Annotated in this window: 11 protein-coding genes; 6 read left to right on the forward strand and 5 right to left on the reverse strand. The window is 60.3% G+C overall.

Annotated elements, in window-relative coordinates:
• Positions 1–98: 98 nt before the first annotated feature.
• From rsmA to ABTV29_RS02545, 4 genes are read right to left on the reverse strand one after another with little or no spacing between them, the layout of a single operon-like run.
• Entirely contained in the window at positions 99–917 is an 819-nt protein-coding gene (gene rsmA, locus ABTV29_RS02530; RefSeq protein ID WP_433768725.1) for a 16S rRNA (adenine(1518)-N(6)/adenine(1519)-N(6))-dimethyltransferase RsmA, read from the reverse strand.
• Positions 914–1903, reverse strand: a complete 990-nt coding sequence (gene pdxA / locus ABTV29_RS02535) for a 4-hydroxythreonine-4-phosphate dehydrogenase PdxA (protein ID WP_433768726.1) — start codon at positions 1901–1903, stop codon at positions 914–916. The genes rsmA and pdxA overlap by 4 nt, the downstream gene beginning before the upstream one ends.
• Positions 1900–3216 carry a peptidylprolyl isomerase SurA gene (surA, locus tag ABTV29_RS02540; RefSeq protein ID WP_433768727.1) on the reverse strand — a complete coding sequence of 439 codons (1317 nt, stop codon included), beginning with the start codon at positions 3214–3216 and terminating at the stop codon, positions 1900–1902. The genes pdxA and surA overlap by 4 nt, the downstream gene beginning before the upstream one ends.
• Complete coding sequence (locus tag ABTV29_RS02545) at positions 3197–5995, reverse strand: LPS-assembly protein LptD (RefSeq protein ID WP_433768728.1); 2799 nt, start codon at positions 5993–5995, stop codon at positions 3197–3199. Before ABTV29_RS02545 ends, surA begins: the two co-directional genes overlap by 20 nt.
• Before the next feature lie 130 nt (positions 5996–6125).
• Here ABTV29_RS02545 and ABTV29_RS02550 point away from each other — a divergent pair, with 130 nt between their 5' ends.
• Genes ABTV29_RS02550 through ABTV29_RS02560 form a run of 3 tightly spaced genes read left to right on the forward strand, consistent with a single transcriptional unit; the run spans position 6126 to position 8582 of the window.
• Positions 6126–7145, forward strand: a complete 1020-nt coding sequence (locus ABTV29_RS02550; RefSeq protein WP_433768729.1) for an aminoglycoside phosphotransferase family protein — start codon at positions 6126–6128, stop codon at positions 7143–7145.
• A complete protein-coding gene (gene murU, locus ABTV29_RS02555; protein ID WP_433768730.1) occupies positions 7142–7813 on the forward strand; it encodes an N-acetylmuramate alpha-1-phosphate uridylyltransferase MurU in 672 nt (223 codons plus the stop codon). The genes ABTV29_RS02550 and murU overlap by 4 nt, the downstream gene beginning before the upstream one ends.
• A 1-nt stretch (position 7814) precedes the next feature.
• The gene (locus tag ABTV29_RS02560; protein ID WP_433768731.1) at positions 7815–8582 is read left to right on the forward strand and encodes a TerB family tellurite resistance protein; all 768 of its coding nucleotides are present in this window, start codon (positions 7815–7817) and stop codon (positions 8580–8582) included.
• Positions 8583–8723: 141 nt separating this feature from the next.
• Here ABTV29_RS02560 and ABTV29_RS02565 read toward each other — a convergent pair whose 3' ends face one another.
• A complete protein-coding gene (locus ABTV29_RS02565; protein ID WP_433768732.1) occupies positions 8724–9728 on the reverse strand; it encodes an alpha/beta hydrolase family protein in 1005 nt (334 codons plus the stop codon).
• A gap of 73 nt (positions 9729–9801) precedes the next feature.
• Here ABTV29_RS02565 and ABTV29_RS02570 point away from each other — a divergent pair, with 73 nt between their 5' ends.
• From ABTV29_RS02570 to ABTV29_RS02580, 3 genes are all read left to right on the forward strand, one after another.
• The gene (locus ABTV29_RS02570) at positions 9802–12201 is read left to right on the forward strand and encodes a PAS domain-containing sensor histidine kinase (protein WP_433768733.1); all 2400 of its coding nucleotides are present in this window, start codon (positions 9802–9804) and stop codon (positions 12199–12201) included.
• Positions 12202–12831, forward strand: coding sequence for a response regulator (locus ABTV29_RS02575; RefSeq protein WP_110965164.1), 630 nt, complete (start codon positions 12202–12204; stop codon positions 12829–12831). It abuts the gene before it with no gap.
• A gap of 368 nt (positions 12832–13199) precedes the next feature.
• Positions 13200–14324: an ABC transporter ATP-binding protein gene (locus tag ABTV29_RS02580; RefSeq protein ID WP_433768734.1), complete on the forward strand. Its 1125-nt coding sequence runs from the start codon at positions 13200–13202 to the stop codon at positions 14322–14324.
• Positions 14325–14334 lie beyond the last annotated feature (10 nt).

A 14334-nucleotide genomic window follows, 5' to 3' on the forward strand; every position in this document is an offset into this window, starting at 1 on the left:
GACGCGGGGCGTAGCTGATAGAGATCAGTCTAGGCCAAGTATCGGGTAGTAAACCAGACATGAGCGCTGGTGTCCTACCCGATAGCGCTTGAGACCTGTCAGGCGTCAGCAGCCTTCTGTTGGGACTGCTCGCTGAGTTTGTCCGCCAGGCGCACGAAGGCGGCCAGATCCAGCTGCTCGGGACGCAAGCTGCCATCGACGCCGGCGGCTTCGATTTCAGCATTGCTCAGCAGCAACTTGAGAGTGTTGCGCAGGGTCTTGCGGCGCTGGTTGAAAGCTTCGCGCACAACGCGCTCCAGCAAACGATGGTCTTTGGCCGGGTGCGGCAGTACGGCGTGGGGCACCAGGCGCACAATGGCCGAGTCGACTTTCGGTGGCGGGTTGAACGCGCCAGGGCCGACATTGAACAGATGCTCAACCCGGCAGTGGTACTGGACCATGATCGACAAACGACCCCAGTCGCCACCACCCGGCCCTGCCGCCAGACGCTCAACCACTTCCTTTTGCAGCATGAAGTGCATGTCGCGAATCAGGTGCGAGTTGTGCAGGAGGTGGAAGATCAGCGGGGTGGAGATGTTGTAGGGCAGGTTGCCAACCACGCGCAGGCTGCTCGGTGCTGCGTTCAGGCTGTTGAAGTCGAACTTCAGCGCATCGCCCTGATGCAGATTGAAGTTGCTCTTGCCGGCGAACTGTTGGTTCAGGATCGGAATCAGGTCCTTGTCCAGCTCGACAACGTCAAGTTGGGCGCCACTGCCGAGCAAGCCGGCGGTCAATGCACCCTGGCCCGGGCCGATTTCCAGCATCCGGTCATCGGGTTTGGCATGAATGGAGCGCAGGATCCGGTCGATAACGCCGGCATCGTGCAGAAAGTTCTGGCCAAAGCGTTTGCGCGCCTTGTGTTGGTATTGCTCGGTCATAAACGGGTCTCGGCCATCTGGTAGGCGGTTTCCAGGGCGACTTGCAGGCTGCCGGTATCGATCTTGCCGCTGCCGGCCAGGTCCAGGGCAGTGCCATGGTCGACCGATGTGCGGATGATTGGCAAACCGAGAGTCACGTTGACGGCAGCGCCGAAGCCTTTGTATTTCAGCACAGGCAGGCCCTGGTCGTGGTACATCGCCAGCACTGCGTCGCAGTGCTCCAGATATTTGGGGGTAAACAGCGTGTCGGCGGGCAGGGGGCCGCGCAGGTCCATGCCTTCGCCGCGCAGGCGCTCTAATGTGGGTTCGATGATATCGATTTCTTCATGGCCCAGGTGTCCGCCTTCGCCGGCGTGGGGATTAAGTCCACATACCAGGATGCGTGGCTGGGCGATGCCGAATTTTTCTTGCAGGTCGGTATGGAGGATTCGCGTGACCCGCTCCAGACGCTCCGGTGTGATTGCATCGGCAATCTCGCGCAGCGGCAGGTGAGTGGTGACCAGGGCCACGCGCAATCCGCGAGTGGCGAGCATCATGACCACTTGAGCGGTGTGGGTCAGGTCGGCGAGAAACTCCGTGTGCCCGGAAAAGGCAATCCCGGACTCATTGATCACACCCTTGTGCACGGGGGCGGTGATCATCCCGGCGAAATGCCCGTCCAGGCAGCCTTGGCCCGCTCGGGTCAGGGTTTCCAGAACGAAAGCGGCATTGGCCTTGTCCAGTTGCCCGGCAACGACCCTGGCGTTCAGCGGTGTATCCCAGACATACAGGCTTTTGGCGGGCGCAGGGGCGTCTGGCCAGCTGTCCGGCGTGACCGGCAACAAATCGACTGCCACACCCAGTTGCGCGGCCCGCTCAAGGAGCAGGTCGCGGCTGGTAATGGCAATCAGGGGATGTGGCTGGGCTTGCGAGGCGAGCAGCAGGCATAGGTCTGGACCTATGCCGGCCGGTTCGCCGGGTGTCAGCGCGAAGCGTTTGGGTTTCACTGCGCTGCCTGGTCGGCGCCAGGGAGTTTGATTTCCACGTACGCTTCGTCACGGATCTGACGCAGCCAGGTTTGCAGCTCTTCGTCGTATTTGCGGTTACGCAGTACGGTCATTGCCTGCTGCTCACGCGCCTGGGTGGTGCTGTCGGTGGCGCGACGGCCAAGGACTTCCAGTACGTGCCAGCCGTATTGGGTCTGGAACGGCTTGGACAGCTGACCTTGTGGGGTCTTGGCCATCACATCGCGAAATTCGGGGACCAATACACTCGGGTCGATCCAGTTCAGGTCGCCGCCGTTGAGGGCCGAACCCGGGTCTTCCGAGAAGCTTTTCGCCAGTTCGCCGAAATCTTCACCCGACTGGATGCGGGCATAGAGCGACTCGGCCAGGGCCTTGGTTTTGGCCTCGTCACGGATCGGGCTCGGTTTGACCAGAATGTGCCGTACGTGCACTTCATCACGCACCTGAGCTCCACCGCCACGCTTGTCGGTGACCTTCAGGATGATGAACCCACCCGGTGTGCGCATTGGCTGGGTAATGTCACCCACGGCCATGGTGCTCAGCAAGCGATCGAAGGGTGGTGGCAACTGAGCGGCTTTGCGCCAGCCCATGTCGCCGCCTTCCAGTGCCGTTTCACTGGCGGATTTGGCAATGGCCAACTGACCAAAGTCAGCGCCTTGCTTGAGCTGCTGGTAAACCGCGTCAGCCTGTTTCGCGGCTGCCTGAATCGCGTCGGAGCTTGCGCTCTCTGGCGTAGGAATCAGGATGTTGGCCAGTCGGAACTCTTCGGACAGCTGCATCTTGCCCAAGTCGGAAGCCAGGAAGTTCTTCACTTCCTGCTCGGTGACCTGGATGCGCTCTGCCACACGGCGCTGGCGTACACGGCTGATGACCATCTCGCGACGAATCTGCTCACGGGCGTCGTCGTAAGACAGGCCATCGCGAGTCAGGGCTGCGCGGAATTGCTCGACCGACATGTTGTTACGCTGGGCGATGGTGCCGACAGCCTGGTTCAGTTCTTCATCGGTGATGCGAATGCCGGAACGCTCGCCGATCTGCAATTGCAGATTCTCGACGATCAGGCGTTCAAGTACCTGCTGTTCCAGCACGCTGGCTGGTGGTACGGCCGAGCCACGCTTGGCGATGGTTTGCTGGACTTCATGAACCCGTTGATCCAGTTGACTCTGCATGACCACGTCGTTGTCGACGATGGCCACCACTTTATCGATGGACTGTACTGCGGCGCTGGCCGCAGTAGTCAGGAACAGCGCGCCCAGCATCAGCGGGCGCAGACAATCAGAAAGCTTGGTCTTCACGTTCACGATAACCTTGAATGCCTTTGTCGAGGAAACTCTCTACTTTCGAGCCGGTAAGGCCGCCGAGTCCCTTCAGAACAATTTGGAGGAAGACGCCATGGTCGCCTTTTTCGTTTTGCGGTGCTTCCTGGCTGAATTCGTCATAGGAAACCCAGTAACGATTGATCAGGCGCAGTTTCCAGCAGCAGTTGTCGTACTCGAAACCACCGAAGGCTTCCAGTGTACGGTTGCGGTTGTAGTCGTACTGCCAGCGGCTGATGGCGTTCCATTGCGGCACGACGGGCCAGATCACCGAGAAGTCGTGCTGTTCGATCTTGTAGTAGTCCTTCACGTAGCCAGGCTGGCCTGGAACGCCGTAGTCGCCGCCGCCGACCTGCCATGTACCGGTGTTCTGGTCATATCGAACCTGGTCGTTACGATAGCGATAACCGGCGTTGATGACCTTGTTCGGGTTGTCTTCAGGCTGGTAATGGAACATCGCACTGCCCGAGCGAGGGCTGCGGCTGTCCGGGTCCCAGTTGTAATCGGCCGTGGTGCGCCAATCGCGGTTCCAGCGATATTCGTATTCCAGCGCGTACGGAGAAACGCCGGACTTGGCGTCATCCCGATCGTCGAAGTTGATGCCTGGCAGCTGGACTTTGCGATCCGCGAAGTACAAGGCCTGACCAACGCTGATGCGCTGACGTTCGAAGCCGTTGTCTTCGATCCAGCGGCTGGTTACGCCAAGCGACAGTTTGTTCTCGTCGCCGACACGGTCGGAGCCGGAGAAGCGGTTGTCGCGGAACAGCGACGCATAGCTGAAGGTGTATTCGCTGGTGTCGAACACAGGAATGTCTTCCTGGTCCTTCTCTGGCACGTAGAGATAGAACAGGCGTGGCTCAAGTGTCTGGCGGTAGTTCTTGCCGAACCATTGAGTATTGCGATCGAAGTAAAGGCCGCTGTCGATACTTGCAATTGGGACGCTACGGTTCTGATTGCTGCTGAAGGTACCGTTAAGCTTGTCCTGCTGTGCGCTCTGCAATGCGATGTCGTTTTTGCCGATGCTGTCGAGGTCAAGCTGGTACTGCGTGTACTGGTACTTGAGCTTTGGCGTCAGGAAGCCATAGGTCGCTTGCATCGGCATACTGACGGAGGGTGCAAGGTTCAGGCGATCGCCATTGGCGCGTGCCAGGCCTTGAACGTTGGTGTCCAGGCGCGGCTCAACAGTGCCATCTTCGTTAGTGAAGTTGCCGTTTTTCAGGTCCCGGTCGAACCGCACGAGTTCAGTGTTGTAGGCAAAGTTCAAGCCACCCGGATGATCCGGCAGCGCACCGTCGAAAGTGATCTGCGGCAAACGATCATACGGCGTGATGTTCGAAACGGTCGCCAGCTGATAGGCCTGGGCGTTGACACGTGCGGTATAGCTGTCGCCACGGTAGGTGACGGAGCCCTGCTGGTTCACATAGTCGGCGCTTTTCACACCGATCTGATCAGTTTGCAGGTCCTGGAAGTAATAAGGATCGCTGATCTTGGTGTAATCGACTTGAGTGAAAACGCGTGAATCCAGACCACCCTTGTGCTGCCAGTTATACATGTAGCGGTTTTTTTCGTAGTCGGACTGTAGCTTGCGATCGGTGTCCTCGTCGTTGAGGTACGCGGCACCGAACTGACCCTCGCTGGATTTGGTCAGGTAACGGAACTCACCTTCCATCAACAGGCCATGTTTGGCCATATAGCGCGGATACAACGTGGCATCGTAGTTCGGCGCCAGGTTGAAGTAGTACGGCGTGACCAGCATGAAGCCGGTGTCGCTGCCGGTGCCGATGGTCGGCGGCAGGAAGCCGGACTGACGACGGTCGTCGATCGGGAAATAGATGTATGGCGTGTACAGGACCGGAATGTCCTTGACCCGCAGTGTCACGTTGGTCGCGGTACCGAAGCCGGTGGCCGGGTTCAAGGTGATGTTGTTGCCCTTGAGCTGCCAGGCATTGCTGTTCGGTTCGCACGTGGTGTACGTGCCGTCCTTGAGGCGGATGATCGCGTTCTCGGCACGTTTGGCATACAGCGCGTTACCGCGGATACGGGATTTGTGCATCACGTATTCGGCGTTGTCGACCTTGGCTTCACCGGTGTCGAGTTGTACATCGGCATGGTCGCCGACGATCAGTGCACCGTTGTCGCGAATGCGCACGTCGCCATTCAGCTCGGCACGGCTCTCGGCCTGGTACAGGCTCGCCTCGTCGGATTCGACCTGCATGCTGCCTTGACGCAGTACGACGTCACCGGCCAGGGTGCCGACCTGATCTTCGGAGTTGTAGCGCGAGGCTTTCGCGCCGATAAAGGTTGGTGCGTCACTTTTATTCGTCTTGTCATTCATGCCAGGACGAATCGGTTCGATATAGGAACCAGAGCAGTAAGGGCCGGTTTCGGCCAATTGGGCTGCTGTGAGTTGATCGCGGGGAACCCAGTCGAGGTGACTGTAGTCTTCGCTACGCGACTTCAGGCCGCGGCCCTTGGACTCGGTGACGAGTACAGGCTTGGCGCCAGTGTCTTCGCTGGAGCCGCTTTCGGCGGAAGCTTCACCCGTGGCGGAAACGGCACTGCCGTCATGCACCGGACGCGGAGGCAATGCAGCCGCTGGCGTCTTTGGCGAGCAGTCCCAGGCGCCCGAAGCAGAGACTGAGCAGTCATACTGTTCGCCGGCGACCACGAAGGAAGTAGCTAGAGGTTGCAAGGCCAGCAGACTGCCGGTTACCAACAACGGAAATTTTTTACGAAACGCGGGGGATTTCAATGCCATCTTATTAGTCCGGGCTTCCTGCGTGCCATCTGCCCGCGGTGTGGGCCGCACGCCTCTCGATGGTCTGAAAAAGATGCTGGATAATAAAGCATGACCCGCTTGACGGCTAGCGCCGTCGGAGACCCTTGCAATGCCTGACCAAGATGTACGTTTGCAACACCTGAAAGTTTGGCTCGATGAACAGTTGGCGATCCTTTTTGCAGAACAGAATTGGGGTGCCGTACCCCCGGCCACATTGACCGCGGCCAGTAGCGACGCGAGTTTCCGGCGTTATTTCCGTTGGGAGGGTGGGGGCAGAAGTTTCGTTGTCATGGACGCGCCACCGCCCCAGGAAAACTGTAAACCCTTCGTGGATATCGCCTTTTTGCTGGCGAAATCCGGAATAAATGTGCCGAAAATTTATGCCGAAGACCTCGAGCGCGGATTTCTTTTGCTCAATGACCTCGGCAACAAGACGTACCTGGACGTGATCGACGGCGAAAACGCCGACGATTTATTCAACGACGCCCTCCAGGCACTGCTGGCTTTTCAACAGCTGCCGATGGTTGCGCCACTGCCCAGTTATGACGTGGCGCTGCTGCGCCGAGAGCTGGAACTGTTCCCTGAGTGGTACGTCAAGCGCGAACTGGGCATCGAATTCGACGCGGCCCAGCAAGTGCTCTGGCAGCAGGTCAGCGATCTGCTGATCGACAGCGCCCTGGCCCAGCCGAAGGTCCTGGTGCACCGCGACTACATGCCGCGCAACCTGATGCTCAGTGAGCCGAATCCTGGCGTGCTGGATTTCCAGGACGCGGTCTACGGTCCCGTGACCTATGACGTGACCTGTCTGTTCAAGGATGCATTCCTCAGCTGGCCCGAAGAGCGCGTGCGCGCCTGGCTGGAGCGTTATTGGCAACAGGCCGCTGCCCTGAATATTCCTGTGCAACCGGAGCTCGAAGACTTCCTGCGTGCCAGTGACCTCATGGGCGTGCAACGTCACCTGAAAGTGATCGGCATCTTCGCCCGCATCTGCCACCGCGATGGAAAACCGCGCTACCTGACCGATGTTCCGCGTTTCTTTGCCTATATAGATGCAGTGATTGCCCGTCGTCCCGAACTCGCGGAGCTGGACGTATTGCTGGCCAGTTTGCGTGCCGGAGTGAAAGCATGAAGGCGATGATTCTGGCGGCAGGCAAAGGCGAGCGCATGCGTCCGCTGACGCTGACCACGCCAAAACCGCTGGTTCGCGCGGGCGGGGTGCCGCTGATCGAGTATCACCTGCGGGCGCTGGCCGCTGCCGGCTTTACCGAAATTGTGATCAACCATGCCTGGCTCGGTCAGCAGATCGAAGATTACCTGGGTGATGGCTCGCGTTATGGCGTGAACATCCAGTACTCGGCGGAGGGGGAGCCGCTGGAAACCGGCGGTGGGATTTTCCGTGCGTTGCCGTTGCTGGGCGATGAAGCTTTCGTCGTGGTCAATGGCGATATCTGGACTGATTACGACTTCAGTGTGCTGCATCAGCCCATCGTCGGCCTGGCTCATCTGGTGCTGGCCGAGAACCCGGCGCATCACCCGTCCGGGGATTTCCAGTTGATGGGCGGGCAGGTCCGCGATGGCCAGCCGGGCACTAACAATCTGACCTATAGCGGCATTGCCGTGCTGCACCCGCAGCTATTCGAAGGTTGCTCGGCGGGTGCGTTCAAACTGGCGCCCCTTCTGCGTAACGCGATGGCGACTGGGCAAGTGTCCGGCGAACGCCTGAACGGGCAGTGGGTCGATGTCGGTACGCACGAGCGTCTGGCCGAGGCTGAAGCACTGATTGAAGCGAGACGCTGACATGCTGTGGCCAGGGACTCTGATTGGAGCCGGAGCAGGCTTTGCCATTGCCAGCATTCCGGGGGCCATGCTCGGCGCTTTGTTGGGCCAGGCGCTGGATCGACGCCTGCATTTGCAGAGTTGGGCGCATCTGCTGGAAAGGCTTGGTGGTCGCCCCGTCCTGCGCAACGATGAATTGCTCTTCGTTCTGCTGGGACGGCTGGCCAAGTGCGATGGGCGCGTAGTGGATGGTCATATCCAGCAGGCGCGCCAGGAAATGCGCTCGCTGGAAATGAACGAATCGGCTCAGCGTCGGGCAATTGCTGCGTTCAACCGCGGCAAATCAGGCAATGACCGGTTGCGCGGATACTTGCGTCGCCTGAGCGCTCAGCCCCATGCGGCCGAGGGTGTGTTGCGCGCTTGTTGGCGCATGGTCTGGGCTGATGGCCGGGCAGGCAGCGGTGAGCGTGAGTTGATCGCGCAATGGGGCAAATGGCTGGGCTGGACGCCGCATCAGGTGCAAGCGCTGGCGACGGATTATGAGCCGCACAAGCGTGCGCAAGTCAGCGGTGCCGTGACTTACCAGGAGGCCTTGCGACTGCTGGGGGTGTCTGCCACCACTGAGCCTGCGCAGATAAAACGTGCCTATCGGCGGCTGCTCAGCCGTCATCATCCGGACAAGATCGCAGGCAGCGGAGCGACGGCGTCGCAGGTGCGCGAGGCGACCGAGAAAACCCGGGAACTGCACAATGCCTACACATTGATTCGTCAGCGGCGGGATTTTCGCTAAAACAATCATAGGCATGTTGTTTTTGAGGACGCCTTCGCGGGCAAGCCACGCTCCCACAGGTCTTGTGTCGATCACATAAGTTGCGTACGACTCAGATCCTGTGGGAGCGTGGCTTGCCCGCGATGATGACGACCCGGTCTTTCAGTCCGCCGCATTCTGCGGATTCAACCAACCCCGCACCCGGCGCACCAACTGCTCCTGCTGCGCCTTGGCATCTCCCGGAAGCGCCTTGAGCGATACCTGGCTGAACGCCGAGGACTTCAAGCGCTTGCTGGCCTGCAGGCGATCCAGCGCTGCATTGCGGTCCAGCGCTTTATCCACATAGAAAATGTCTGCGGTGGGCAGCTTCAGGGTTGGTGCGAGCTCATCCAGTTCTGGCTTGGCCTGGACGGGTGTCTGCGCGGCGACCATGACGAACCGCTCGACTTGCGAAGTCTGTTTCTCGCTCAGATAACGCGCAGCCCAATAGGCGCCGGTTCCATGACCCAACACGACGATGCTGCGAGCGCTTTGCTGTTCGGCGAATGCGATTGCCGCGTCGATGCGGGTGAAGATTCGCTCGGCATCCGCCTTGGCCTGTTCCTCGCTGGTTTCGGCAACGGGCTTGTCAGCGACCTCGGCCTCGCCGCCGGTCACTTGTTCGATGGGAGCGGCGGTCGTCGAATCCTTGCTTGCGGTATCTGGAGCCTTGGGCGCTGGCGGCACTTCGACAACGCGTGGCGCGATGGCATCGCTTTGCAGGTCCGGCAAGGTGATACTCAGGCTGCTCCACTGGGTGTTCGGCAAATTGCGTCGCAACGGACCAATTACTTGAGGCCAGTCAGCCGTTTCGCCGGCGCCGGGAATGATAATCACCGCACCTTTGGGGTCGGGAGTGTTGGCCGGTTTCCACAGGGCCAGGAAGGTGTCGTTGCCCGCTTGCAGTTGTTGCTGCTCCTGGGCCGGGATTTTTCGTTCCAGTGCTGCCGCTTCTTCCTGGCTACGCTCGGGCAGTGGCTGACGCTCCGCCGGTTTTTCTTCGGCGGGCTTTTCGGTGGCGTCAGGGGTGGCGGCTGGCACAGGGTCGGCAGCCTCGACGGAAAAAGCCCATGGCAGAATCAGCGACAGGCACAATGCTGGCAGTGCCAGGCGGTAGACAGGGGGCATCGGATATTCCAGGCCAGAAGTGATTCCGGCAGCCTAATGGGTTGGTCAGTATTTGTCAGTGTGTGAGAGTTCGATGAAGCATTTTCGCTGCCTGTGGGTTATCGGCTGTTTGTGGTTTCCCTTGATGGGCTGGGCGGCAGTCGTGCCCCCGGCGCACGTTGCTGTGTTGTCGCCCAGACAACAGCAATGGCTGGCGCAGCAGAGCGAATTGCGTGTGGGACTGGTTCTGCAAGCACCCTACGCGCAATACGATCGCCGCCTGCAGCGTCTTTCCGGAGTCAACGTCGAGGTCATGAAGTGGCTCGCCAAGGCGCTCAAGGTCGAGTTGAGCTGGCGTAACTTTCCCGACATCGAACAGCTGGAAGCCGCGGCACGTGCCGGTGAAATCGATATCGCCCCGGGCTTGACCCAAACCCCTGGCGGACTGCGCCTCTGGCAGTTTTCCGACCCGTACATGCGGGTACCGCAACTGGTGGTCAGCGACCAGAAAAGCACTGGCGCGGTGGAGCTGGAAAAACTCGACAGCCAGACCCGTGTCGCCGTGCGCATGCCCAGTGCTACCGCCGAATACCTGCGCAGCAATTACCCACACCTGAACCTGCAAGGTGTTCCGATCGAGCGTCAGGCGTTGCAACTGTTGTTGAGCCAGCAAGCCGGGTACGCCGTGGTGGATGAAGCGCAATTGGGTCGGCTTTCCAGTGAGCCTGAATTCGCCGGGTTAGTGGTGGTCGGCGATATCGGGCTGCCGCAACTGCTACGCGTGGCGACCCGGCGCGATAAGCCGGAACTGGCCGGAATCGTCGAGACCGCGCTGCGGGCAATCCCGGCCAAGGATCTGGAAAAACTGCACGACCAATGGCTGCAACCCAAATATCCGCGGCTCAGCGAGTCGCCAGGGTTTTGGCAGAATCTGTGCCTGCTGCTCCTGGTGCTGGCGCTGAGCAGTATGGCCATCGTCTATTGGCAGCGCCGTCAGCAACGCAGCCTGGAGCAGCGACTGGCGGCGGCGCAGGAGGACATTGCCTTGCGCGCCGCCAGCGAAGAGGCTCTGCGACTCACCCAGTTCTCCATCGACCAGAGCACCGTCGGCATCCTCTGGGTCAACTGGGACAGCCACGTGCGTTACGCCAACCGCGCCGCCGAAGCCATGCTGGGGTATCCAGCCGGCGGGATCATCGACCGGCCGCTGATCGACTTCGAGCCCGGCCTGCACATGGACCGCTGGCTGAACTTGTGGAAAAGCGCCCGGGCCAGCGACGAGTCCCCGCAGAGCTTCGAAACCAATTGCCTGCGTGCCGATGGCAGTGTCCTGCCGGCGGATGTCTCGCTGAGCTTTCTGCGCTTTCGCGATGGTGAGTACCTGGTGGTCTACCTCACCGACGTGACCGAGCGGCGCCGCGCCCTGGCCGCGTTGCAGGAAAGTGAAGCACGGCTGCAAGGCATCGCGGCGAATGTGCCGGGCCTGGTCTTTCGCCTCGAGCGGGCGCCGGGGTCGGGACAGATCGACTTTGCCTACATCAGTGAAGGCAGCGAAAGCCTGGTGGGCTACTCGCCGGCCACACTCGCTCATCGCGATAAAGGCCTGCGCAGCCTGGTGCACCCGGACGACAAGGCCAGTTATCACCAGACCCAGGACCATGCGTTGGACACCGACAGCGACTGGTCGTGGCAAGGGCGAATTCTCACGCGCCAGGGCGAACAGCGCTGGGCGGAAATCAAGGCGATTACCCGGCAACTGGAGGACGGTGCCTACGTATGGGACGGCATTGTCTGGGACATCAGCGAAAGCAAGCGCATCGAGCTGGAGCTGGCCAGCTCCCGGGAGCAGTTGCGGGAACTGTCCGCTCACCTGGAGAGCGTGCGCGAGGAAGAAAAGGCCCGAATAGCCCGGGAAGTTCATGACGAGCTGGGTCAGATGTTGACTGTGTTGAAGCTGGAAACGTCCATGTGCGAACTGGCCTACGCGCAGCTCGATCCCGGGCTGAACGAGCGCTTGAACAGCATGAAGCGTCTGATTGCCCAGCTGTTCCAGCTGGTGCGTGATGTGGCGACGGCGTTACGCCCGCCGATTCTCGACGCAGGCATCGCCTCGGCCATCGAGTGGCAGGCCCGCCGCTTCGAGGCGCGTACGCAGATTCCGTGTCTGGTGCAGGTCCCGGACAATTTGCCGGTGCTCAGTGATGCCAAGGCCGTCGGCCTGTTTCGAATCCTTCAGGAAGCGCTGACCAATGTCATGCGGCACGCCCAGGCGCATACTGTTGAACTGACACTGACCCTTGAGGGCGACGAACTGTGTCTGACCGTTGCCGATGATGGCGTAGGATTTGTCGCAGCGACTGAGCGGCCGACTTCCTTTGGGTTGGTCGGCATGCGCGAGCGCGTGCTGATCATGGGCGGGCAATTGTCGCTTGAGAGTGAGCTGGAAGAGGGCACGACACTGATCGTGCGTGTGCCGTTGGATGAGGAGAAGTAAGTGATCCGTGTACTGGTAGCCGAAGACCACACCATCGTCCGTGAAGGCATCAAGCAGCTGATCGGCCTGGCCAAGGACCTGCAAGTGGTAGGGGAGGCGAGCAATGGCGAGCAGTTGCTCGAAACCTTGCGGCATGTGCCTTGCGAAGTGGTGCTGCTCGATATCTCCATGCCGGGGGTGAATGGCCTGGAGGCGATTCCACGGATTCGCGCGCTGAACAATCCGCCGGTGATCCTGGTGCTGTCGATGCACGACGAAGCGCAAATGGCGGCCCGGGCGTTGAAGGTCGGCGCTGCCGGCTACGCGACCAAGGACAGTGATCCGTCCCTGCTGCTGACGGCCATCCGCCGGGTCGCGGCGGGCGGGCGATACATCGATCCGGACCTGGCGGACCGCATGGTCTTCGAGGTTGGCCTGACCGATTCCCGGCCGTTGCACTCATTACTCTCGGAGCGTGAGTTTTCCGTGTTCGAGCGCCTGGCCCAGGGCGCCAACGTCAACGACATCGCCCAGCAGCTGGCGTTGAGCAGCAAGACCATCAGCACCCATAAGGCGCGGTTGATGCAGAAGCTCAACATCACCTCTCTGGCCGAACTGGTGAAGTACGCCATGGAGCACAAGCTCCTCTAAAGAGTGCCGGAAAACCTGTGGGAGCGAGTTTGCTCGCGATGGCGTCTTGTCAGGCAACGCATGCGTCAACTGGCCGGGCCTCATCGCGAGCAAGCTCGCTCCCACAGGAATCTCTGAGTCACAGCGATAGCAGACTTATCCAATAACGACAGTCACCCCGGCCGCCTTTGCCTGGTCTTTCGGCTGGCAGCTAGTCGTTTGCCACTGCGTTTGCCTTTACATATGTCAAAACGCGCCATCCTTGTAGGGCAATCCCTACCCCCAACCTTCCATCCGGCTGAGGCGATTCTCTCCTGCGGCCCGATTTGCGCAGGTCCCAGCGTCCACTAGGCTTAGTCCACAGCAGTCATCACAACAAAGGTGTGGGTATGAGCCAGGTCGATTCAAGTACAGGGGCCAATGATGTTCTGGTCAGCTTTCGTGGAGTGCAGAAGAGCTACGACGGCGAGAACCTGATCGTCAAAGACCTCAACCTGGATATTCGCAAAGGCGAATTCCTCACCCTGCTCGGGCCGTCCGGCTCCGGCAAGACCACCAGCCTGATGATGCTCGCCGGTTTCGAAACACCGACGGCGGGCGAAATCCTGCTGGCCGGGCGTTCCATCAACAACGTGCCGCCACACAAGCGTGACATCGGCATGGTGTTCCAGAACTACGCATTGTTCCCGCACATGACCGTCGCCGAGAACCTGGCGTTTCCCCTGACCGTACGCGGCCTGAACAAGAGCGAGGTCAGCGACAAGGTCAAGCGCGTGTTGAACATGGTGCAACTCAACAGCTTTGCCCAGCGCTATCCGGGGCAACTGTCCGGTGGTCAGCAGCAGCGTGTGGCACTGGCCCGCGCGCTGGTGTTCGAACCGCAACTGGTACTGATGGACGAACCCCTCGGCGCCCTCGACAAACAGCTGCGTGAACACATGCAGATGGAAATCAAGCACCTGCACCAGCGTCTGGGCGTGACCGTGGTCTACGTGACCCACGACCAGGGCGAAGCCCTGACCATGTCCGACCGCGTGGCCGTTTTCCATCAGGGCGAGATCCAGCAGATTGCGCCTCCGCGCACCTTGTATGAAGAGCCGAAAAACACCTTCGTCGCCAACTTCATTGGCGAAAACAACCGTCTCAACGGACGTCTGCACAGCCAGACCGGCGACCGCTGCATAGTCGAGCTGGGACGTGGCGAGAAAGTTGAAGCGCTGGCGGTGAATGTCGGCAAGACCGGTGAGCCGGTGACTCTGTCCATCCGTCCGGAGCGAGTGAGCCTCAATGGCTCCAGCGACCAATGCGTCAATCGCTTCTCCGGGCGAGTCGAGGAATTCATCTATCTGGGCGACCACGTCCGGGTTCGCATGGAAGTCTGTGGCAAGACCGACTTCTTCGTGAAACAACCGATTGCCGAGCTTGATCCTGCGCTCGCGGTCGGTGACGTGGTTCCGCTTGGCTGGCAGGTCGAGCACGTTCGCGCGCTCGACCCGATTCTAGAGGCGAACTGATCGCCCCGGC

Source organism: Pseudomonas putida, from assembly GCF_050989985.1.
Taxonomy (GTDB): Bacteria; Pseudomonadota; Gammaproteobacteria; order Pseudomonadales; family Pseudomonadaceae; genus Aquipseudomonas; species Aquipseudomonas putida_AI.